The sequence below is a fragment of the Streptosporangium sp. NPDC000396 genome (assembly GCF_042898655.1).
Classification (GTDB): domain Bacteria; phylum Actinomycetota; class Actinomycetes; order Streptosporangiales; family Streptosporangiaceae; genus Streptosporangium.
On record NZ_JBIAZA010000013.1, the window covers coordinates 151,826 to 171,526 of the forward strand.

Here is a 19,701-nt window from a genome sequence, read left to right on the forward strand (position 1 = left end):
GGGCGCCTCTGCCCGGACGCCTCTGCCTGAACCGCTCTCCGCTGCCGGGCTCCGCGTCGCCGCCGAGACATCGGCCGTCACCGCGGCGCGGGCGTCGCCCGGGGGCCGGGGACATCCCGGTTCGATCAGACCGGAGCGAACCTGGGCTGGATCTGCAGGTGGAGACAGTGGCGGGAAAGACCTGCAGGTGGAGACAACGGTGGGAAGGGTTGAGAAGCCTGAGGGCATCCGGCGCCAGCGCTGAGAGCGGGATTTTCGGAATGCCGGACACGGCCTGCCGCCGCCGGGTTCTTCCGGAGCCGCGGACCTTCTTCAGGCGTTGTAGTGATCGCTCTTATATGACAAGGGACGCCCCTGCGAGGCGTCCCTGGACACTGTGGTTCCGTCCCGGCCTCTAGGTAAGGGCCGGCTCACGATCCTGCAGGCGGGTGAACGCCTCGTCACGGGTATGTGCCGCGAGTTCGTCGTTCTGGGCCTGGAGCCGGGTAAGCTCTGCCTCGAGATCACGGATGCGCTGCTGGAGGCGGCGCATTTCCGAGACCATACGAGGGTCAGGACCGCCGACGTGGCCGAGTAGAGCCTTCGCCATGGTTTAGGGTCCTCCACGCTGAGTGACCAGACTGGTTCGCGCACTTCTTGCCGCGGGAGGGGTGCGCGTGGTTCTTATCAAGAGTCGCACTGGTGAGGGAGACGGTCAAGCTGAACGCTCCAGGTGGATGCACCCGTGGGCACTCTCGACAGTAAAATATACCTTAAACAAGAGGATTAAGGAAAGTGTTTAGCGCTCAACGAAACCAGTCAACCCACCCTTTGCCTCGCTCCAACGTTCCACAACCCTGTCGACCCGGCCCGGCGTGACACCGCCCCGGAGCAGTTCGAGCAGCTTGGCGCAAGACTCCTCCGCGCCCTCAGCCACGACCTCCACCCGGCCGTCGGGCATGTTCCTGGCCCAGCCGGTCAGACCGAGCTCCAGCGCCCGCGCCCGCGTCCACCAGCGGAAACCCACGCCCTGCACATGGCCTCTGACCCAGGCGGTCAACCGGACGCCCATCACACCCGCGCTTTCCTCGGACGCCGCTGGCAGCGGGGGCAGCTGTAGGAGGAGCGGTTCATGAACGCCTCCCTGATGATCGGGGCGCCGCATCTCAGGCAGGGCTCGTCCCGCCTGCCGTACACGGCGAGTGAGCGGTCGAAGTAACCGCTCTCGCCATTGACATTCACGTAAAGACTGTCAAAGGATGTGCCGCCCTCGGCCAGGGCCGCGGACATCACCTCGCGGGCGGCACCCAGCAGCTCAGCGATCTTCGGCCGGGTCAGCGTCCCCGTGGAACGGGACCCATGCAGCCTCGCCCGCCACAGCGCCTCGTCGGCGTAGATGTTGCCGACACCGCTGATCAGCGACTGGTCCAGAAGCGCGCGCTTGATCTCGGTCTGCCTGGCGCGCAGGCGGCGGGCGAACCGGGCTTCATCGAAGTGCTCCTCGAACGGGTCGGCCGCGATGTGCGTGATCGGCTCCGGCACGGGCCGGCCCTCCGCGTGGGCCATCGCGGTCACCAGCACGTGCCCGAAGGTCCGCTGGTCGACGAAGCGCAGGTCGGGGCCGCCGTCGGTGAAGCCGATCCGGACGCGCAGATGTTTCTCCAGAGGAGCGTCCGGCTCCACCACCAGCAGCTGGCCGCTCATCCCGAGATGCGCGAGGATCGCGTCGGAGCCGTCCAGGGACAGCCAGAGGTATTTGCCCCGCCGCTCGGCGGAGCCGATCGTGCGGCCGCTCAGGCGGGAGACGAACTCCTCGGCACCGGGGACGTGGCGCCGGACCGCTCTCGGGTGGAACACCTCGGCGTGGGCGACGACCCGCCCGGCCACCCAGCGCTCCAGGCCACGCCGTACAACCTCGACCTCGGGCAACTCGGGCATGCGTCCCCTCCTCGGCGGGTCAGCCGGATTCGCGCTTGTCCCGGTCTTGGCGGATCCGGTTCCAGGCCGCCTCCGCGGCCTGCTGCTCGGCTTCCTTCTTCGACCGGCCGGAACCCGAACCGTACTCCTCACCACCGACACGCACGATCGCGGTGAAGGACTTGGCGTGGTCGGGGCCGCTCTCACCGACGTGATATTCGGGAACTCCGAGCGACTCGGACGCGGTCAGCTCCTGGAGGGAGGTCTTCCAGTCCAGCCCGGCGCCCAGGGAGGCCGAGCGGGTGATGAGGGGGTCGAAGAGCAGGTGGACGACGCGGAACGCCTCATCCAGGCCCTTGTTCACGTAGACCGTGCCGATGAGCGCCTCAAGGGTGTCGGCGAGGATCGAGGACTTGTCACGTCCCCCGGTGCCCTCCTCGCCCCGGCCGAGCCGCAGGAACCGGCCCAGGCCCAGCGTGCGGGCCACGTCGGCGAGGGCACGCATGTTGACCACCGCGGCCCTGAGCTTGGCCAGCTGCCCCTCGGGCAGGTCGGGGTGGTTGCGGTAGAGGGTGTCGGTGACCACCAGGCCCAGCACCGAGTCGCCGAGGAACTCCAGGCGCTCGTTGGTGGGCAGGCCGCCGTTCTCGTAGGCGTAGGAGCGGTGCGTCAACGCCCGCTCCAGGATCGCGATGTCCAGCCGCACCGAAAGGAGCTGCTCAAGCTCGTCTCTGGCGAACTCGACGGCAACCGGCTTCACGCTCGTACCCAACGTCTTCTCCTCGCACGTCTCTCATCGAATGCGCGATGGCGAAGGGGGGGCACAGGAAGTGCCCGAAGACGTGGTGGGCGCCGGGAGGGTACGCGTTACCGCGAACCCCGGCGTCCACCACAGCCTCGGGCGAACCGCCATCGCATGGGTGTGCAGACGGTGACGCCGGCCGGGGCCACGAGGGCCCGGCCGGCATCCGTCAGTCAGTATGCGATCAGGCGGAGGGCTCGATCACCTGACGGCGGTTGTAAGTGCCGCAGGACGGGCACGCCACGTGCGGACGCTTCGGCGAGCGGCACTGGGGGCAGCTCACGAGCGAGACCGCGGCGGCCTTCCACTGCGACCTGCGGGAGCGAGTGTTGCTCCGCGACATCTTGCGCTTGGGGACAGCCACGTCAGCTCTCCTGATCGTTGTTATGTTCCGGAATCAAACCCTGCAACTTGGCCCAGCGAACGTCGATCACCTCGTGCTTGTGACCAGGCTCGGCGTCCGCCAGCCTGACCCCGCACTCCGCGCAGAGCCCCGTGCAGTCTTCACTGCAGACCGGGCTCAACGGCAGTGTGAGCACCACCGCGTCGCGGAAGGTGGATTCGAGGTCGAGAAGTTCGCCGTCAAGAAGCAGATCACCCTCGGCAGCATCCTCTGCCGAGTAGAAGAACAGCTCCTGGAAGCCCACCTCGGTCTCCGAGACGATCGGCTCCAGACAGCGTGCGCACTCCCCCCGCAGCGGGGCGCGCGCTGTGCCCGTGACGAGCACACCTTCCATGACCGCTTCGAGTCGGATGTCCAACTCGACCTCGGCGTCCTTGGGGACACCGATCATTTCGACGCCGACGTCCACCGGTGCCGGGAGAGTGAGACTCATCTGGCGCATCGACCCCGGTCGCCGGCCCAGATCATGGGTAGAGATCACCCATGGGGCTCTGGGGTCGAGGTTGTGCAGAGTCATTTCGCTCTCATCAGGCATGGCGAATCACCGCCGTCGTGCAAGGCAAAACAAGAGAATACCAGGACCTAACCCCTGAGCCGTTCGACCAGGAGTTCCTGCACGAGATCGGGGACCAGACCGGCCACGTTCCCACCGTACCGGACGATCTCCTTGATGCGGCTGGAAGACAGGAACGAGACCTCCGGGCCGGTCGACATGAACAGCGTCTCGACCCCGGACATCCGGTAGTTGAGCTGGGCCATCTGGAGCTCGTAGTCGAAGTCGCTGACCGCGCGCAGGCCCTTCACGATGGCGGGGATCTCCTGCTGCTTGCAGTAGTCGACCAGCAGGCCGTGGAACTTGTCCACGCGTACGTTGCCGTACTCCTTGGTGATGGTCTGGAGCATCTCGATGCGTTCCTCGACCGTGAACAGGCTCTTCTTCTCGATGTTGATCAGGACGGCTACGACGACCTCGTCGTACAGCCGGGAGGCCCGGCCGATGATGTCCAGATGACCGTTGGTAACGGGATCGAACGATCCCGGACAGACAACGCGACGCAAGGTGAACCCCCTGCTCTATGGATTCCCGGCGGCGCGACCGTACCAAACGGACGCTTCGCCGTAACGACGGACCCTCTCCTCTTCGTACCCGGAGGGCCACACCAGGCCCTTTCCCCGGCTCTCCCGTTCCACTGCGATCAGCGCGTCTTCCGCCAGCCAGCCCTGATCTCTCAGCTGGCCGAGCATCGCGTTCACCGTCTCGTCGCTCACCGCGTACGGCGGATCGGCGAACACGAGGTCGTACGGCTCCGCGGTGCCCCTGTCCAGCACCCGCTCGACCTTGTCGGCCACGAGCTCGGCTCCCGCCAGCCCGAGACTCGCGATGTTCGCCCTGATCGTTCGGGCCGCCTTGGCGTCGGACTCCACGAGCAGCGCGTGGGCCGCCCCCCGCGACAGCGCCTCCAACCCGATCGCGCCGGACCCGGAATAGAGATCCAGCACTCTCGCCCCGTCCAGCGAGCCGAGCAGCGACCCCACCGTGGAGAAGATCCCTTCCCTGGCCCGGTCGCTCGTGGGGCGGGTCCCCCGCCCCGGCGGCACGGCCAGCCGTCGTCCTCCTGCGCTTCCCGCGATGACTCGACTCACCGGTCCATTGTCTCAGCGCCCGGCGTGTCGCGGCGCATCACATAACCGCAGGTCAAAAGGGTCTGGGTAGGTGATCTAGGTCAAGAGTGGGCAAGAAGTGGCGACGAAAGCGCAAGGGTCGTTCCCCCCGGTCCCGGTGCCTTGCATGATGAGTCCTGCGGCCTCCAAGTGACCCAGGGGGAGGCCGACCGGCGTGATCGTGAGCCCTTCCGCACGCCGGTGCTCTCGGCACCTGACCCGAGAGTGGGCCCAGGCGGGGACGGCATTCGGGGGGAGGCCGTCCCCGCAGTTGGGCCCGCACCTCCAGCCGACCGCGACATCGGCCGCCCTCCCTTTCGAACCCCGCCGGACCGCTCTCAAAGTCCGGCCGGGCCACTTCCATCTTCTGATGAAGGTCACGGGCGCGTTCCCGCTCCGGTCGGGCGGACCGGATGCCTCAGGCTTTCTCCAGGTATTCCGCGCGCTCGTCGGCGAGGAGCCTGTCGATCTCCATCCGGAGAACGGGATGGTCCACCAGGTCGGGATCCGCCGCCAGCATGGTCTCGGCATCCAGGCGGGCGGAGACGATCACGTCTTCGTCGCGGAGGAGCTGAAGCATCTTCAGGGATGACCTGCGACCTGACTGGGCCACGCCCAGCACGTCACCCTCCCGTCGCTGCTCCAGGTCGACACGGGACAGCTCGAAGCCGTCCAGGGTCGCCGCCACGGCGTCCATCCGCTCCCGCGCGGGAGTGCCGCCCAGGGACTCGGTCACCAGCAGGCACAGCCCGGGCAGCCCGCCCCGGCCGACCCGGCCGCGGAGCTGATGGAGCTGGGAGACGCCGAACCGGTCGGCGTCCATGATGACCATGACCGAGGAGTTCGGCACGTCCACACCGACCTCGATGACCGTGGTCGCCACCAGGACGTCGACCTCGCCCCGGGAGAAGGCCCGCATCACCGCGTCTTTCTCCTCCGGCGGCAGTTTGCCGTGGAGCACCGCCGTACGGAGCCCGTGCAGCGGCCCCTCGGACAGCATCTCGGCCACGTCCAGCACCGCCAGCGGCGGCCGGCGCTCGTCGTCGTCCTTCGACAGGTCGCCCTCGTCTCCCTCCAGGTCGCCGATGCGCGGGCACACGATGTAAGCCTGCCGCCCGAGCTCGACCTCCTCACGCAGGCGCACCCAGGTGCGGTCCAGGAAGTGCGGCTTCTCCGCGGCGGGCACCACGTGTGTGGTGATCGGCGCGCGGCCGGAGGGCAGCTGGGAGAGCGTGGAGACCGTGAGGTCGCCGAAGACCGTCATGGCGACCGTGCGCGGGATCGGGGTGGCGGTCATGACCAGCACGTGGGGGCGTCCGCCTCCGGCTTTCTCGCGAAGCGCGTCGCGCTGCTCCACGCCGAACCGGTGCTGCTCGTCCACCACGACCAGGCCGAGGTCGGCGAACTGCACGCGCTCCTGGAGCACCGCGTGGGTGCCGACCACGATGCCCGCCACACCCGAGGCCGCGTCGAGCATGGCCGAACGGCGGGCCGCCGCACCCAGCGAGCCGGTCAGCAGCGCGACCGTCGTGCCGCCGAACATTCCGCCGGTGGCCAGGTCGCCGAGCATGGCCGTGATCGACCGATGGTGCTGCTGGGCGAGCACCTCGGTGGGCGCCAGCAGCACGGCCTGCCCTCCGGCGTCCACCACCTGGAGCATGGCTCGCAGCGCGACGATGGTCTTGCCCGCCCCGACCTCGCCCTGGAGCAGCCGGTGCATGGGATGGGCCTGGGCCAGATCTGCCGCGATCTCCTTGCCCACGCTCTGCTGCCCCTCGGTGAGCTGGAACGGCAGGCGCTGGTCGAAGTCGGTCAGCAGCCCGTCGCCACGCGGGGGCCGGGGTGTGGCGGACCAGGCGGCGGCGGCCATCCGGCGTTGCAACAGCACGGCCTGGAGCTGGAACGCCTCGTCGAACTTCAGCCGCTTGCGCGCCCTGGACACGTCGCCGTGATCGCGCGGCCGGTGGATCGCTAGGAGCGCCTCGGCCAGGCCGGGGAGTTTGTGCCGGGCCCGCAGCTCCGCGGGGAGGGGGTCATCGAGGGAGCCCATGGTGTCGAGGATGACTCCCAGCGCCCGGCGGATGGCCCATGGCGTCACGTCCTTGCCCGCGGGATAGATCGGCACCAGCGCGGCGGCGAACTCCTCGGCCTTGGACTCGGTCTCCTCGAACATCTCGAACTCCGGGTGGGACAGCTGCCACTTGCGCTTGTCTCCGTGGCCGAACGCGCCGACCTTCCCCGCGAACATCCCTCTCTTGCCCGGCCGCAGCCGCGACTCGGCGATGTGGGATCCCTTGCCGAAGAACGACAGGTAGATCCTGCTGCCGCGGCCGTCGACGATCTCCACTTCCAGCCAGGTGCCGCCCCTGTTGCGCATCGGCTTGCGCATGGCCCTGGTGACCTCACCCACCACGGTGACGTGCTCGTCGACCTGCAGGTCGTCGAAGTCGGTCAGCTCGCCCCGCTCGGCATAGCGCCGCGGGTAGTGCCTCAGCAGGTCACCGACGGTGCGCAGGTCGAGGACGCTCTCCAGTAGCTTGGCCGTCTTGGGGTCCAGCGCCTTCGCCAGCGGCTCGTCGAAGCTCGTCACCCCAAGTTTCTACCGCGTCCGGGCGACAGAATTCACGTGACGCCGCCTTCCCGCCCCACCCGTCATCCCCCTCACGGAGCCGACGGCCCAGGCTTCCCCGCCTCGTTCGGCGCGCGCCGTTCACTCCACGCCGATGAGCAGCGGGTAGCCGCCCTGCCCTCCTTCGTAAAGGACGACCTCGACGTCGGGCCGGGTCTCGGCCAGATGGTCATGCACGGCTCGCGCCAGCCCGGCCGGGGCGTTGACGCCTTCGAGCATGGTCACCAGTTCGCTGCTGGAGGACACCATCCGGCGGATGACCTTAAGGGCGGTGTCCAGGAGATCCGTGCCGATCACGGCGGCGTCGCCGTCGATCACCCCCAGGACGTCTCCCGGCCTCGTCAGGCCCGCGCTCGTCATGACCTCGCGGTCGGCCACCCAGACATGCCCGTGGCGGGTGTGCGCGGCGGCCTCGGTCATGGCGACCACGTCGTCGTCGAAGCGCCGCAGCGGATCGTGGACGGCCAGCGCCGCCAGGCCCTGAACCGAGGCCTTGGTGGGCAGCACGCTGACGACCAGACCCTCCTCGCGGGCGATCTCGGCGGCGGCCACCGCGACCTCGCGGGTCCCGCTGTCGTTGGGCAGCACCACGACCTCGGAGCCCGCCTCGCGGATCGCGGCGAGCACCGTCGCCAGGGGCGGGCTGGAGCCGGGCTTCCGGCGGACGACCACGGCCCCCGACTGTTCGAACACGGCGCCCAGCGCGGGCCCCGCGGCCACGGCCACCACGCCTCTCCCCCGGGAGGCCGGGTGGGTCCGGCCGGACCCGACCAGGTAGGTCACCTTGATCCGGTGGGGCCGCCCCAGCCGCATGGCCGCCTCGATCGCCGCGCCCGCGTCGTCCACGTGAACGTGCACGTTCCACAGGCCCTCTCCGCCCACGACCACCAGGGAGTCGCCCAGCGCGTCCAGCTCCCGCCGGAGCGCGTCGACGGCGGCCGCGTCGGCGTCCAGCAGATACATGACCTCGTAGCCGGGGCCCTCCTCCGGCTCGGGGGTGACCCGGTGAGTCGGCGCGGGGACGTCCACCCGCTCGGTGTAGGAGTCGGTGATCACCGCGGCGAGGCTTTCCAGGATGATCGCCAGGCCCGCGCCGCCGGCGTCCACGACCCCGCTCCGGGCGAGCACGTCAAGCTGGTCCGGGGTGCGCCGGAGCGCGGAGCGGGCCGCGTCGGCCGCGCTCCTGGCGACCGACGCCAGATCGTCGGACAGGTCGCGCACCGCCCCGGCGACGGCGCTGAGCACGCTGAGCACGGTGCCCTCGACCGGCCGCTCCACCGCGCCGCGGGCCAGCTCGGCGGCCCTGATCAATCCCCGCCCGAGGTCCGCGCCCCGGCCCTCGGCCGTTTTGAGCACCTCGGCGAGACCGCGCAGCGCCTGGCTCACGATGACACCGGAGTTGCCCCGGGCGCCGAGCAGCGCCCCCCTCGCGAGCGTCTGCCAGGTGACCGCGGCGTCGGCGTCATCGGGCAGCTCGTCGAGCGCCTCGGCCGCGGAGAGCATGGTCAGGTGCAGATTGGTGCCCGTATCGCCGTCAGGCACGGGAAAGACGTTGAGCGCGTTGATCTCCTCGCGCGCCTTTCCCAAGGTCTCCGCGGCCAGCCGCGACCACTGCCGGACCGCGGGCGGGTCGAGCACCTGCAGCATGCCTGCCCTCCGCCCGTCCGGGATGCGCTACGGTTGCCAATGGAGATTATCCCCGTTCGGCCAGTCATGGCGGCTCGTGTTGGCATGCATAGCCGGACATCAGATATTCTCGTGTGGCCAGCCGGTCGTCCCGGCGTGCCCGATGATCGCCGCCATAGCGGCGGATCGAGCCTCTCAACCGATAGAAGGAGCGAATCGTGGCTTCCGTCTGCGACGTCTGCGCTAAGAAGCCGACCTTCGGCAACAACGTCTCCCACTCGCACCGCCGCACCCGCCGCCGCTGGAACCCCAACATCCAGCCCGTGCGCACCGTGGTGAACGGCACGCCGAAGCGGATGAACGTGTGCACCTCCTGCATCAAGGCCGGCAAGGTCACCCGCTAGTCAGACTTCCACGCAGCCCGTCGTCCCCTGTGAGGGACGGCGGGCTGTTGCTTTCCGGGCCCCTTTCCCCGAGCCGGCCTTTGCAGGCTCCCCGAGCCGGCCTTTGCGGGCCTCCGAGGCGGCCGTTCTGCTCCGCCGCCGGCGGCGTCAGTCCGCCTGGCGCCAGCGCCAGGCGTGGTCGACCGGGCCGATGCCCTCGCCCAGCGGGAACCCCCGGGCGATCGCTCCCGTGACGTACGCCTTGGCCTTCTCCGTCGCGGCCGGGATGTCCTCACCCAGCGCCAGGTAGGAGGCGATGGCCGAGGCCAGGGTGCAGCCAGTGCCGTGGGTGTGCCGGTTGTCATGGCGCTCGGCGGTGAAACGGAACTCCTGGACACCGTCGGTCAGCAGATCCACCGGGGCACCGGGCAGATGGCCGCCCTTGATCAGCACCCAGGTGGAGCCCAGTTCCAGGACCGCGTCCGCGGCCCGGCGCAGGTCCCCCTCGTCTTCGACCTTCACCCCGGTGAGCTGCGACACCTCCCACAGGTTGGGGGTGACCACGGTGGCCGTCGGCAGCAGGCGCGACTTCACCGTCTCCACGGCCTCGGGCGCGAGCAGCGCGTCACCGTGCTTGGAGACCCCCACCGGGTCCACCACGACCGGCACGTCCAGTCCGGCCAGCACCTCGGCGACCGTCTCCACGAGCACGGGCGAGGCCAGCATCCCCGTCTTGACCGCCTGAGCGCCGATGTCGCCGAGCACCGAGTCGAGCTGGGCGCGCACCGCCTCCGGGGGAAGTTCCCAGTATCCCTGGACGCCCAGCGAGTTCTGCGCCGTCACCGCGGCGATCACGCTCATGCCGTGCACGCCGAGGGCCAGCATGGTCTTCAGGTCGGCCTGGATGCCGGCGCCGCCGCCGGAGTCGGAACCGGCGACGGTCAGCACGCGAGGAGGGGTCGAATCGGTCATGTTCACCATCCAACCAGCTTCCGGTCAGGTGATGGAGCACTCTCCCTGGGTGCTCTGGCAGGTCCGCGGAGCCTTCGCCTCGCCGTACGCGGTGAAGGTGATGACCAGGTCCTCACCGGCCTCCAGGCTCTGGACCGACTCAAGCGTCAGGGTGTCATCCGCCTGACTCCACTCGGCCCCCTTCACCGAGGTGACCTCGCCGCTGACCGGCAGGCTCAGCGCCAGCCCGCCGAGATTCTCATTCGTGACGACCACGAGCTTGGCGGTGTACGTCTTCGACTGCTGCTTCACCAGGTCGTAGCCGACCGTGAGCGCCGCTCCCGCCACTCCCGCCGCGGCGGGCGCGGCCGTCCCGGTGGGCTGGGCGGTCTGGGAGGTGGTGGCGGACGGGGACTGCGTCGGGTTGTGGTGTCCCTGATCGTCGATGACGAGCGGCTCGTCGGTGGGGCTCGGCGTGGACTCCGGCTCCTTGGTGGGCCATGCCGACCGGGTAGGCCGGGGAGCGCGGGTGGCTTTCGGCCTCTGGGTGGGGGTCCGCGTCGGTTTCGCGGTGGCGGTACGGCCGACACGCGGACGTGTGGCCGAGGGTGTGAGGCTCGGGGTGGGCTTCGGCTTCGTCGCCTTGGGTTCCTCGCTGGGGACAGGATCCTCGGTCGGCTCCGGCTCCTCGCTCGGCTCGGTGGTGATGGAGGCGGTTTCCGGCTGGTTGGAGGACTTCGCGTAGCAGCCGGACGACGGGCAGTCGGTGCTCGATCCCGCCGTGCTGCTCATGATCTGGATGCCGGCCACGGTGCCGCCGAGCACCACGGCCACCCCCACGACGGCCAGCAGCGCCATCTTGATCCGTCCGCCGGGCCGGCGCTCCTGCTCCTCGTCGGGCGGCCAGATCTGCTCGGGCCGCTCCTCGTCGGGCGGCCAGATCTGCTCGGGCAGTTCCTCAGCGGGCGGCCAGACCCGCTCGGAGCGCCCCTCGGCGGGCGGCCAGACCCGCTCGGACAGCTCTTCGGTCCGGCTCAGCCCCGACCCCGGGAAACCCGTCTGGGGCTCGGTGATCGCCGACTCCTCGGGACGGAGCCGGCGCCCGAACGGCTCGTCCCGATAGTCGGCCTCCTGTGAGGGCTGCGGCTCGTGGTTCCCCCCGCTGTGGGGGGCGTCTTCTCCATGTCCACCATGGCGGCCCATAGCGCCCCTTTCTCTAGGGAATCTCGGCCGCCCATCTTCATACCAGTTTCATAACCGTTTGTCGCAAATTTCACTAATGTCACATGAGTGGGAAAGGTCACGCCCGGAAGTGATCCCAGCCACCGTGCTCCAGAGAACGCCCCTTGACCTGCACACCTTTACCGTCGACCACGCGGCCCACCACGGTCCAGGCGGGAGAAAGTCGCACGCCGTCCGGGAAGGTCGCGGCGAGGGCGTGATCGTCCCCGCCGGAGAGTATCCACTCCAGGGGGTCGGCCCCGAGCAGCCGGGCCGCCTCCTCCATCGAGGCGGGGACGGTGAAGGCCTCCGGATCGAGCACGATGCCCGTCTTACCGGCCTTCGCGACGTGACCGAGATCCTGGAACAGACCGTCGCTGACGTCGAGCATCGAGGTCGCGCCGAGTGCCGCCGCCTCCGGCCCGCAGGCGTAGGGCGGCTGCGGGCGACGGTGAGCGTCGACCAGCTCCGCCGGCTCCGTACGGCCGGCAGCGAGCAGCGCGAGCCCCGCCGCGGCGTACCCGAGCCGTCCGGCCACCGCGACCACATCGCCCGGACAGGCTCCCGAACGCGTGACCGGCGCGCGCCCGCCGAGGTCTCCCAGGGCGGTGACGCCGATCACGACCAGATCGCAGCGGGTGATGTCACCCCCGACCACACTGGCGCCGACGAGGTCGCACTCGTCGCGGAAGCCGTCGGTGAGGTCGTCCAGCCAGTCCGTGGTGGCGTCGGCGGGCAGGCCGAGGCCGACCACGATGCCGGTGGGATCGGCTCCCATCGCCACGACATCGGACAGGTTCTGTGCGGCGGCTTTACGACCGATGTCGTACCCACTGGACCAATCGCGACGAAAGTGCCTACCCTCGATCAATAAGTCTGTCGTCACGACGACCCGCCCATCAGGAGCGCTCACCAGCGCGGCGTCGTCTCCAGGGCCGAGCAATACGGTCCCACCCTGTGGCAACCGTCCAGCAATACGAGCAACAACTCCGAATTCGCCGAGATCTCCGACTGTGATGACACACCTCCCGTTCATCACAGGGTACGGTGGCCCTTCGGCACTGATCCAATCGCCCGGGAGGACGTGATGGTGCAGGCCTACATCCTTATCCAGACCGAGGTCGGTAAAGCGGCGAGCGTGGCCGGTGAGATCTCCGTGATCCCCGGTGTCACGCAGGCCGAGGACGTCACCGGCCCCTACGACGTGATCGTCCGCGCCGAGGCCCGGAACGTGGACGAGCTAGGCAAACTCGTGGTGGCTCAGATTCAGGCAGTCGGGGGAATCACCCGTACTCTTACGTGTCCCATCGTCCACATCTGAACTTCTGGGAACGTGAGATGCCACTCCGATTCGCTCGTTGGACGGGGTGTGCCTGCGCCCTGCTGATCCTGGCGGGATGCAGTAGTACGGTCCGGGTGGATCCCCCCACCCCGGAGGGTGCGGCCGCCGCCGCGTGCAGGTCACTCGGCGAGCGGCTCCCCCAGAAGCTCGACGGCGCGGAACGGGTGGAGTCCACCCCCGCGTCGCCGTACGTCGCGGTGTGGGGGGACGGGCAGATCGCGTTGCGCTGCGGGGTGCCGCGACCCGCGGCGATGACGGCCACCGAGCAGATCCCGGAGATCGATGGGGTGGCGTGGTTCGCCGACCCCACCAGACCGTTGCTGTTCACCTCGATCGGCAGGCAGGCCTACGTCGAGGTGACGATCTCCCGGCAGCACGACCCGCAGAACGTCTTCGTCGATCTCGCGGGCCCCATCAAGGCGGCGCTACCGCAGACCGGGTGACCGGTTCAGCGCGAGCTGGATCAGGCGGTCGACCAGGTCCGCGTAGGACAGGCCGGTGGCCGCCCACAGCTGCGGCGCGACCGACATCGCGGTGAAGCCCGGCATCGTGTTGATCTCGTTGAGGATCAGGCGGCCGTCGGACGTGTAGAAGAAGTCGACCCGGGACAGGCCCTCGCAGCCGAGCGCCTCGAAGGCGCGCACGGCCATCGCCCGCAGGTTCTCCGCCACGTCCGCCGGGATGTCGGCGGGGACCGCGAGGGACATGTCGTCCCCGATGTATTTGGCCTCGAAGTCGAAGAACTCGTGGTCGCCTCGGACCAGCACCTCACCGGGCAGGCTGGCCCTCGCGGCCTCGTCACCCAGGGATTCCAGCACCGCGCACTCGATCTCGCGGCCCACGATGGCCGCCTCCACGAGCACCTTGGGGTCGTGGGTGCGGGCGAACTCGACGGCCCGCTCCAGCTCGTCCAGGTCGTGAGCCTTGGAGATGCCCTGGCTGGACCCGGCACGGGCGGGCTTGACGAAGACCGGCCAGCCGAGCTCCTCGACCTCCTTGAGGACCCGGTCGCGGTCGACCCGCCAGTCACGGTCCCGGATCACGACGTACGGGCCGACCGGCAGGCCCGAGGCCGCCAGCACCATCTTCATGTAGCCCTTGTCCATGCCGACCGCGCTGGCCAGCACCCCGGAGCCGACGTAGCGAACCCCTGCCATCTCCAGCAGCCCCTGGATCGTGCCGTCTTCGGCGAAGGGCCCGTGCATCACGGGGAAGACGACGTCCACCTGGCCGAGCTCGACCGGGATGCTGCCGGGGTCGTAGGCCACCAGCGAGCCGCCACCCGACGGCAGCGCCAGGCCGGCCCCCTGGCCGTCGACGGACGGCAGGGCCCCGCTCTCGATCGCGTAGCGCTGGTCGTCGGGGGCGAGCACCCATCGCCCGTCCTGGGCGATCCCAACGGGGATCACCTCGTACTTGGACCGATCAATGGCATCCAGCACGCTTCCGGCTCCGAGGATGGAGACGGCGTGCTCGGAATTACGGCCACCGAAGACGATTGCGACCCGCGGCCGGGGTTCGTGCTGCTCGCTCATGATGACCGAATCTACCCCCTCTGGGGGGTCAATCCGCCTGTCAGACGCGCTTATTACCCGATACGGGAAGGATGCCGAAGGCCTCGGTCGTGGTCCCCTCACGGCCCACGATCAGGTTCTCGGCGCCCCCGGGACCGCGGACGCCCGGTGACTTCCGCTCCGGTCGGCCGCCCCGGCGCCCGAGGCCGTGAAGCCCGGGACCGGGGAGGACGTCAAACGCCGTACCGTTCCGGTTTGGGGGTCCGTGACATCAGCAGCATCGCGGCCTCGCTGGGGGGCATCCCGTCATGGACGACGGCCACCACCACCTCGGTGATCGGCATCTCCACGTCGTGCTTCCTGGCCAGCTCCAGGACCGACTCGCAGGACTTGACCCCCTCGGCGGTCTGCTTGGTCACGGCGACGACCTCGGCCAAGGTCATGCCCTGGCCGAGGTTTTTGCCGAAGGTACGGTTCCGGGACAGCGGGGACGTGCAGGTGGCTATGAGATCGCCCATCCCGGCCAGCCCGGCGAACGTGTGCGGATCCGCGCCGAGCGCCGCGCCGAGCCGGGAGATCTCGGCCAGCCCGCGCGTCATCAGCATCGCCCCGACGTTGTCGCCGAGGCCCATCCCGGCCGCGACGCCGACCGCCAGGGCGATCACGTTCTTGACCGCCCCGCCGAGCTCCACCCCCACCACGTCGGGGTTGGTGTAAGGACGAAACCACGGCGGCAGATGGCAGGCCTCCTGGAGCCGTTCCATCACCCGCTCGTCGGTGCAGGCGACCACGGTCGCGGCGGGCTGGCCGCGGATGATCTCACCGACCAGGTTGGGACCCGACACCACCGCGACCCGCTCCTGGGGCACCTCGGCGACTTCGCAGATCACCTCGCTCATCCGCTTGGTCGTCCCGAGCTCGATCCCCTTCATCAGGCTGACCAGCACCGCGTCGGACGGCAGGTGCGGCCTCCACTGGATCAGGTTGGAGCGCAGCGTCTGGGAGGGAACCGCGAGCACCACGAAGTCGGCGCCGTCGAGAGCCTCGGCCGGATCGGTCGTGGCGCGCAGGGTCTCGGGGAGTGCCGCGCCAGGGAGGTAGTCAGGGTTCTCGTGGCGGTGGTCGATCGCCTCGACGATCTCAGGGCGCCGGCCCCACAGGGTCGTCTGGGTGCCCGCCCCAGCCATGATCATCGCGAAGGTCGTGCCCCACGATCCCGTACCGAATACAGCCGCCTTGGTCATTTCATCACCGTACGCCGAAGTCAGTTGTCAGATGGCTTCTTGAACGGCGCCTCAGGCGCCTTCTCCCCGCGCAGCTCCGCCAGCTGCTCGGTGATCGCCGCCATGATGTCCGCGGTCGCCTCGCGCAGGACGTCGGCGTGGAGCTGCTTGCCCTCGTACTTCGACAGGTCGACCGGCGGTCCGACCAGCACGCGGAAGGTCTTACGGGGGAAGAGGCTGGGCTTCTTGCTCCCGTAGGGCAGGATCTCCTGGGCTCCCCAGTGGGCCATGGGGATCACCCGCGCGCCCGTCGTCAGAGCCAGCCGGGCCGCGCCGGTCTTGCCCTCCATCGGCCAGAACTGCGGATCACGGGTGCAGGTGCCCTCGGGGTAGAACACCACGCACGCCTCGTCGGCGATCCTCCGCTCGGACTCCGCGAGCGAGCGGGCGGCGTCGGCGCTCCCCCGGTAGACCGGAATGGCCATCAGCGACCGCACCATGTGCCCGAGCACCGGCACCGAGAAAAGCCCCGACTTGGCCAGGATCGTCGGCCAGCGCCCGTTGTTGTAGAGGAAGTGCGACAGAAGGATGGGGTCCACCCACGAGAGGTGGTTGGCGGCCAGGATGATCCCGCCGGTCCTGGGCAGGCGGTCGGCCCGGCGCCAGTCCTTCTTGACCAAGAGCCACGAGATCGGCTTGACGATTGCGACGGCGAAGGCAACCCAGAACCGGGAAGGCCATCCGGGGCGTCTCATGAGCTCCTCCATATAAGCGATGCGCCCTAAGTGTCCCGGTTGGCTCTGCGGGATGTCGAGGCGGGATGCTTAAGGTTATGCCTGCTCCGGAGATCTCGAACTGGACCCTCGTGGTTCCGGTCAAGACACTGGTCGCCGCCAAGACCCGCCTGTCGGAGGCGGCGGGTCCGCATCGCGCCGCGCTGGCGGTCGCCATCGCCTGCGACACCGTCGAAGCGGCCTCGAGGTGCGCCGTCGTCGCGCGGGTCGTGGTGGTGACGGGTGACCCGGTGGCTGCTGACGCGCTCAGGCGGGTGGGCGCCCATGTCGTCGGCGACCCCGAGGCGGGACTGAACGCCGCGCTACGGCACGGCGCCCAGGAGGCGGTACGGCTGGCGCCCGATGACTCCGTCGGCGCGCTTCAGGCCGATCTCCCCGCCCTCCGCCCGGCGGAGCTGGCCCTCGTGCTCACCGCCGCGGCCGAGTTCGACCAGGCGTTCCTGCCCGACGCCGCCGAGGTCGGCACGACCTTCTACGGCGTACGGCCCGGCGTCCCCTTCACCCCGGGGTTCGGCGGCCAGTCGCGAGACCGCCATCTGCGGCGTGGCGCGAAGGAACTCTGCCTGGACGGGATCGACTCGGTCCGCCGGGACGTGGACACCCCCGACGACCTGCGTGAGGCCCTGGCCCTCGGACTCGGCCCGCGCACCGCGGCGATGGTGGAGAGGATAGGGAAGAGGGAGTCCCCCGTCAGGGGAACTCCCTCCGCATGACTGCCGGTCTCGATGCCCGGCCTGGACGCCGGGGTCAGTGCCCGGCGTGCTCCTCCTCACGGGCCTCCTTCGGCAGCAGGAAGGCCGCCAGGAAGGTCGCCAGGAGCATTCCGGCGACCACCCACAGGACGACCCGCATCGCCCCGGCGATGTCGGGGCTCGGCGCGCCGGCCAGCAGATCGAAGAAGACCGTACCGAGCAGCGCGACGCCGAAGGCGCCGCCGAGCTGCTGGATCGCGGTCAGCGTGCCGGAGGCCGAGCCGGTCTCGTGCTGCTCGACTCCGGCCAGCACGATGTCGAAGAACGGCGCCATCAGCAGGCCCATGCCGAGGCCGGTGACCACCAGGGCGGGGACGAACTGCCAGGGGGTGACCCCCATGCCCGCGAGGTCGATCGTGAGCAGGACGCCGAGGGTGCCGAGCGTCATGATCAGGACTCCGCCCTGCAGGACCTTCCGGCCGAACCTCTTCACGGCCTGGGCGAGGCCGAAGCCGACGACCATGCCCAGCGACCAGGGGATCATCACCAGGGCGGCCTTGAGCGTGGAGTAGCCGAGACCGATCTGGGTGTAGAGGTTGAACACCAGAGTGAAGCCCGCCATGGCGGAGAAGAAGACCAGGCCGGTCAGCAGGCCGCCGGTGAAGGCCTGCTTGCGGAAGAGGCTGGGCACGACCAGCGGGTCACCGCCCGCGCGGCTCTTGTGGGACTCGAACCAGCCGAAGACCGCGAAGATCGCGGCAGAGGCGCCCATCATGACGAAGGACCAGACCGGCCAGCCGTTCTCCCGGCCCTGGACCAGCGGGAAGACCAGCAGCAGTCCGGCGAGGGAGGCCAGGACGACCCCCGGGACGTCGAGCTTGAGCGGGTGCGGCGAGCGCGACTCGGGCAGGAACCGCAGTCCGGCGAGGATGGCGGCCAGGCCGAGCGGAAGGTTGATCAGGAAGATCATGCGCCAGCCGGTGCCGAAGAAGTCGGCATCGATCAGCCATCCGGCCAGGATCGGGCCGCCCACCGAGGACAGGCCCATGACCGGCCCGAAGATGCCGAACGCGGCGCCCACCTCCTTCGGCGGGAACATCTCCTTGATCATTCCCAGTCCCTGCGGCAGCATGACCGCGCCGAACAGGCCCTGGACGACCCGCGCGCCGACGAGCAGATCGGGCGACTGGGCGACGGCGCACAGCAACGAGCCCACGGTGAACCCGGCAGCGCCGATCAGGAACATCCGCTTGCGGCCGTAGATGTCGCCCAGCCTGCCGCCGGTGATCAGGCCCACGGCCATCGACAGGGTGTAGGCGGCGCCGAGCCACTGGATGGTGGCGGGAGTGCCACCGAGCTCCGTCTGGATGGTGGGTGAGGCGATGTTGGTGACCATGGCATCAAGGAGGTCCATCACCTCCGCGGCCAGGATCACGAACAGGGCGGCCCAGCGCCACCGGTAGGCGGCCGTCTCACTTCCTGGTGGGGCCGAGATCGTCACGTCAGTAGTCATGGGGTTCCTCAATGCAAGCTGCGGGGGATGGCGTCCATCTCAAATGAACAGTGTTCACTGTACATGAACATCGATCACTTGAAGAACGATGTTCATTGAGAAGTACGATGTTCTCAAGATATGTCGCATCTATCGTGAAGACAAGATATATCGTAAAAATGAGCGATGTTCGCTTTGGTGAGCAGTGTTCATCCAGGCGTTACACTGATGTCATGAGCGACGAGTTGCCTGCGCTGCCCTGGGAGCGGTCACGCCGGAAAGCGGGCCCCGCCCGGATCCCGCTCAGCCGCGACCGGATAGTCGACGCGGCCTACGCGGTGCTCGACCGCGAGGGCTACGACAAGCTCAGCATGCGCCAGGTCGCCTCCGAGCTCGGTGTCGCGGTCTCCGCTCTCTACGTCCACGTCGCGAGCAAAGACGAGCTGCTGGAGCTGATGTACAGCCGGATGTTCGACGACTGGGTCCTGCCCGACCCCGACCCGGAGCGCTGGCAGGAGCAGGTCATGGAGTATGCCCGCATCTGGCGGGCCAAGCTGCGCACGCACCGCGACCTGGCCAAAATCTCGATGAACGGTGTTCCTTTCGCCCCCGAGATGCTGCCACACCTGAACCAGGCCCTCGGCATCTTCCGCGCCGGTGGCCTCCCCGATCACGTCGCCGCGGCAGCGGGCGACGTGATCTCCACTTTCATCGACGGGTTCACCCTCGAGGAGGACCTGTGGGACGACCGGCGCCGCAAGGCCGGCGAGGGCTCCTGGGAGAACATGAAGGAGGCGCTCCAGCGATACTTCAGCGAGCTGCCGCCCGAGCGCTTCCCCCACCTGGTCGCGCTCTCCGGCGCCCTGATCGGCGACGCCAACGACGAACGGTTCGCCCTCGGCATCGAGATCATCACCCGTGGCCTGGCGTCCTTCGCCGAAGACGCTCAGCCACACCCCGCGGATCCTGCCGGGTCGAAGATCGACCAGACCTCGTCCGAGCGACCGCGGCCGGCGAAAGACCCGAAAGACGCCACCTGAGGGCGTGTCTCACAGATCTTCTATCTGCCGC

Annotated in this window: 22 protein-coding genes; 5 read left to right on the forward strand and 17 right to left on the reverse strand. The window is 69.2% G+C overall.

Features of this window, described 5'->3' with window-relative positions; genetic code table 11:
• Positions 1-394: 394 nt before the first annotated feature.
• From ACFY2X_RS22320 to ACFY2X_RS22365, 10 genes are all read right to left on the reverse strand, one after another.
• Positions 395-589, reverse strand: coding sequence for a hypothetical protein (locus ACFY2X_RS22320; RefSeq protein ID WP_389940587.1), 195 nt, complete (start codon positions 587-589; stop codon positions 395-397).
• 189 nt (positions 590-778) lie between these two features.
• Complete coding sequence (locus tag ACFY2X_RS22325; protein WP_389940589.1) at positions 779-1,054, reverse strand: acylphosphatase; 276 nt, start codon at positions 1,052-1,054, stop codon at positions 779-781.
• Positions 1,051-1,917 (reverse strand): bifunctional DNA-formamidopyrimidine glycosylase/DNA-(apurinic or apyrimidinic site) lyase, encoded by an 867-nt coding sequence (mutM, locus tag ACFY2X_RS22330; protein WP_389940591.1) that lies wholly within the window; start codon positions 1,915-1,917, stop codon positions 1,051-1,053. The genes ACFY2X_RS22325 and mutM overlap by 4 nt, the downstream gene beginning before the upstream one ends.
• Positions 1,918-1,936: 19 nt before the next feature.
• The gene (gene rnc / locus ACFY2X_RS22335; RefSeq protein WP_389940751.1) at positions 1,937-2,602 is read right to left on the reverse strand and encodes a ribonuclease III; all 666 of its coding nucleotides are present in this window, start codon (positions 2,600-2,602) and stop codon (positions 1,937-1,939) included.
• 280 nt (positions 2,603-2,882) lie between these two features.
• A complete protein-coding gene (rpmF, locus tag ACFY2X_RS22340; protein ID WP_179824792.1) occupies positions 2,883-3,062 on the reverse strand; it encodes a 50S ribosomal protein L32 in 180 nt (59 codons plus the stop codon).
• A 1-nt stretch (position 3,063) separates the two neighbouring features.
• Complete coding sequence (locus tag ACFY2X_RS22345) at positions 3,064-3,618, reverse strand: YceD family protein (RefSeq protein WP_389940593.1); 555 nt, start codon at positions 3,616-3,618, stop codon at positions 3,064-3,066.
• 65 nt (positions 3,619-3,683) lie between these two features.
• Positions 3,684-4,160, reverse strand: a complete 477-nt coding sequence (gene coaD, locus ACFY2X_RS22350) for a pantetheine-phosphate adenylyltransferase (RefSeq protein ID WP_389940595.1) — start codon at positions 4,158-4,160, stop codon at positions 3,684-3,686.
• Positions 4,161-4,175: 15 nt separating this feature from the next.
• On the reverse strand, positions 4,176-4,745 hold the full coding sequence (gene rsmD, locus ACFY2X_RS22355) for a 16S rRNA (guanine(966)-N(2))-methyltransferase RsmD (protein ID WP_389940597.1): 570 nt from the start codon (positions 4,743-4,745) through the stop codon (positions 4,176-4,178).
• A gap of 436 nt (positions 4,746-5,181) precedes the next feature.
• The gene (gene recG, locus ACFY2X_RS22360; protein WP_389940599.1) at positions 5,182-7,353 is read right to left on the reverse strand and encodes an ATP-dependent DNA helicase RecG; all 2,172 of its coding nucleotides are present in this window, start codon (positions 7,351-7,353) and stop codon (positions 5,182-5,184) included.
• A gap of 120 nt (positions 7,354-7,473) precedes the next feature.
• A complete protein-coding gene (locus ACFY2X_RS22365; protein ID WP_389940601.1) occupies positions 7,474-9,039 on the reverse strand; it encodes a DAK2 domain-containing protein in 1,566 nt (521 codons plus the stop codon).
• 197 nt (positions 9,040-9,236) lie between these two features.
• Here ACFY2X_RS22365 and rpmB point away from each other — a divergent pair, with 197 nt between their 5' ends.
• Positions 9,237-9,422, forward strand: coding sequence for a 50S ribosomal protein L28 (gene rpmB, locus ACFY2X_RS22370; protein ID WP_389940602.1), 186 nt, complete (start codon positions 9,237-9,239; stop codon positions 9,420-9,422).
• 147 nt (positions 9,423-9,569) lie between these two features.
• Here rpmB and thiD read toward each other — a convergent pair whose 3' ends face one another.
• The 3 genes from thiD to ACFY2X_RS22385 all read right to left on the reverse strand — a co-directional run bounded on the left by thiD (position 9,570) and on the right by ACFY2X_RS22385 (position 12,609).
• Positions 9,570-10,382, reverse strand: a complete 813-nt coding sequence (gene thiD / locus ACFY2X_RS22375; protein WP_389940604.1) for a bifunctional hydroxymethylpyrimidine kinase/phosphomethylpyrimidine kinase — start codon at positions 10,380-10,382, stop codon at positions 9,570-9,572.
• A gap of 15 nt (positions 10,383-10,397) precedes the next feature.
• The gene (locus ACFY2X_RS22380; protein WP_389940606.1) at positions 10,398-11,555 is read right to left on the reverse strand and encodes a hypothetical protein; all 1,158 of its coding nucleotides are present in this window, start codon (positions 11,553-11,555) and stop codon (positions 10,398-10,400) included.
• Positions 11,556-11,652: 97 nt separating this feature from the next.
• Positions 11,653-12,609, reverse strand: coding sequence for a thiamine-phosphate kinase (locus tag ACFY2X_RS22385; RefSeq protein ID WP_389940608.1), 957 nt, complete (start codon positions 12,607-12,609; stop codon positions 11,653-11,655).
• A gap of 51 nt (positions 12,610-12,660) precedes the next feature.
• Here ACFY2X_RS22385 and ACFY2X_RS22390 point away from each other — a divergent pair, with 51 nt between their 5' ends.
• Positions 12,661-12,894, forward strand: coding sequence for an Lrp/AsnC family transcriptional regulator (locus ACFY2X_RS22390; protein ID WP_389940610.1), 234 nt, complete (start codon positions 12,661-12,663; stop codon positions 12,892-12,894).
• 95 nt (positions 12,895-12,989) lie between these two features.
• On the forward strand, positions 12,990-13,358 hold the full coding sequence (locus ACFY2X_RS22395; RefSeq protein ID WP_389940612.1) for a DUF3515 domain-containing protein: 369 nt from the start codon (positions 12,990-12,992) through the stop codon (positions 13,356-13,358).
• Here the strand turns inward: ACFY2X_RS22395 and ACFY2X_RS22400 are convergent.
• The 3 genes from ACFY2X_RS22400 to ACFY2X_RS22410 form a co-directional block, all read right to left on the reverse strand.
• Positions 13,341-14,450, reverse strand: a complete 1,110-nt coding sequence (locus tag ACFY2X_RS22400; protein ID WP_389940613.1) for a D-alanine--D-alanine ligase family protein — start codon at positions 14,448-14,450, stop codon at positions 13,341-13,343. The genes ACFY2X_RS22395 and ACFY2X_RS22400 overlap by 18 nt on opposite strands.
• Positions 14,451-14,662: 212 nt before the next feature.
• Positions 14,663-15,673 carry an NAD(P)H-dependent glycerol-3-phosphate dehydrogenase gene (locus ACFY2X_RS22405; protein WP_389940614.1) on the reverse strand — a complete coding sequence of 337 codons (1,011 nt, stop codon included), beginning with the start codon at positions 15,671-15,673 and terminating at the stop codon, positions 14,663-14,665.
• 20 nt (positions 15,674-15,693) lie between these two features.
• Entirely contained in the window at positions 15,694-16,407 is a 714-nt protein-coding gene (locus tag ACFY2X_RS22410; RefSeq protein WP_389940616.1) for a lysophospholipid acyltransferase family protein, read from the reverse strand.
• Positions 16,408-16,472: 65 nt separating this feature from the next.
• Here ACFY2X_RS22410 and cofC point away from each other — a divergent pair, with 65 nt between their 5' ends.
• The gene (cofC, locus tag ACFY2X_RS22415) at positions 16,473-17,159 is read left to right on the forward strand and encodes a 2-phospho-L-lactate guanylyltransferase (protein WP_389940618.1); all 687 of its coding nucleotides are present in this window, start codon (positions 16,473-16,475) and stop codon (positions 17,157-17,159) included.
• A gap of 34 nt (positions 17,160-17,193) precedes the next feature.
• Here cofC and ACFY2X_RS22420 read toward each other — a convergent pair whose 3' ends face one another.
• The gene (locus tag ACFY2X_RS22420; protein ID WP_389940620.1) at positions 17,194-18,651 is read right to left on the reverse strand and encodes an MFS transporter; all 1,458 of its coding nucleotides are present in this window, start codon (positions 18,649-18,651) and stop codon (positions 17,194-17,196) included.
• A gap of 212 nt (positions 18,652-18,863) precedes the next feature.
• On the opposite strand from ACFY2X_RS22420, the gene ACFY2X_RS22425 reads away from it, so the two are divergent.
• Complete coding sequence (locus tag ACFY2X_RS22425) at positions 18,864-19,670, forward strand: TetR/AcrR family transcriptional regulator C-terminal domain-containing protein (protein ID WP_389940622.1); 807 nt, start codon at positions 18,864-18,866, stop codon at positions 19,668-19,670.
• Positions 19,671-19,701 lie beyond the last annotated feature (31 nt).

Excerpts from the sequence above, each read along its gene's own strand:
- cofC (WP_389940618.1), top strand. The coding sequence starts at position 16,473 with ATGCTTAAGGTTATGCCTGCTCCGGAGATCTCGAACTGGACCCTCGTG.
- ACFY2X_RS22320 (WP_389940587.1), bottom strand. The coding sequence starts at position 589 with ATGGCGAAGGCTCTACTCGGCCACGTCGGCGGTCCTGACCCTCGTATG.
- ACFY2X_RS22405 (WP_389940614.1), bottom strand. The coding sequence starts at position 15,673 with ATGACCAAGGCGGCTGTATTCGGTACGGGATCGTGGGGCACGACCTTC.
- ACFY2X_RS22365 (WP_389940601.1), bottom strand. The coding sequence starts at position 9,039 with ATGCTGCAGGTGCTCGACCCGCCCGCGGTCCGGCAGTGGTCGCGGCTG.
- ACFY2X_RS22390 (WP_389940610.1), top strand. The coding sequence starts at position 12,661 with ATGGTGCAGGCCTACATCCTTATCCAGACCGAGGTCGGTAAAGCGGCG.
- ACFY2X_RS22385 (WP_389940608.1), bottom strand. The coding sequence starts at position 12,609 with ATGAACGGGAGGTGTGTCATCACAGTCGGAGATCTCGGCGAATTCGGA.
- ACFY2X_RS22380 (WP_389940606.1), bottom strand. The coding sequence starts at position 11,555 with ATGGGCCGCCATGGTGGACATGGAGAAGACGCCCCCCACAGCGGGGGG.
- mutM (WP_389940591.1), bottom strand. The coding sequence starts at position 1,917 with ATGCCCGAGTTGCCCGAGGTCGAGGTTGTACGGCGTGGCCTGGAGCGC.
- ACFY2X_RS22420 (WP_389940620.1), bottom strand. The coding sequence starts at position 18,651 with ATGACTACTGACGTGACGATCTCGGCCCCACCAGGAAGTGAGACGGCC.
- thiD (WP_389940604.1), bottom strand. The coding sequence starts at position 10,382 with ATGGTGAACATGACCGATTCGACCCCTCCTCGCGTGCTGACCGTCGCC.
- ACFY2X_RS22400 (WP_389940613.1), bottom strand. The coding sequence starts at position 14,450 with ATGAGCGAGCAGCACGAACCCCGGCCGCGGGTCGCAATCGTCTTCGGT.
- ACFY2X_RS22345 (WP_389940593.1), bottom strand. The coding sequence starts at position 3,618 with ATGACTCTGCACAACCTCGACCCCAGAGCCCCATGGGTGATCTCTACC.
- ACFY2X_RS22425 (WP_389940622.1), top strand. The coding sequence starts at position 18,864 with ATGAGCGACGAGTTGCCTGCGCTGCCCTGGGAGCGGTCACGCCGGAAA.
- ACFY2X_RS22410 (WP_389940616.1), bottom strand. The coding sequence starts at position 16,407 with ATGAGACGCCCCGGATGGCCTTCCCGGTTCTGGGTTGCCTTCGCCGTC.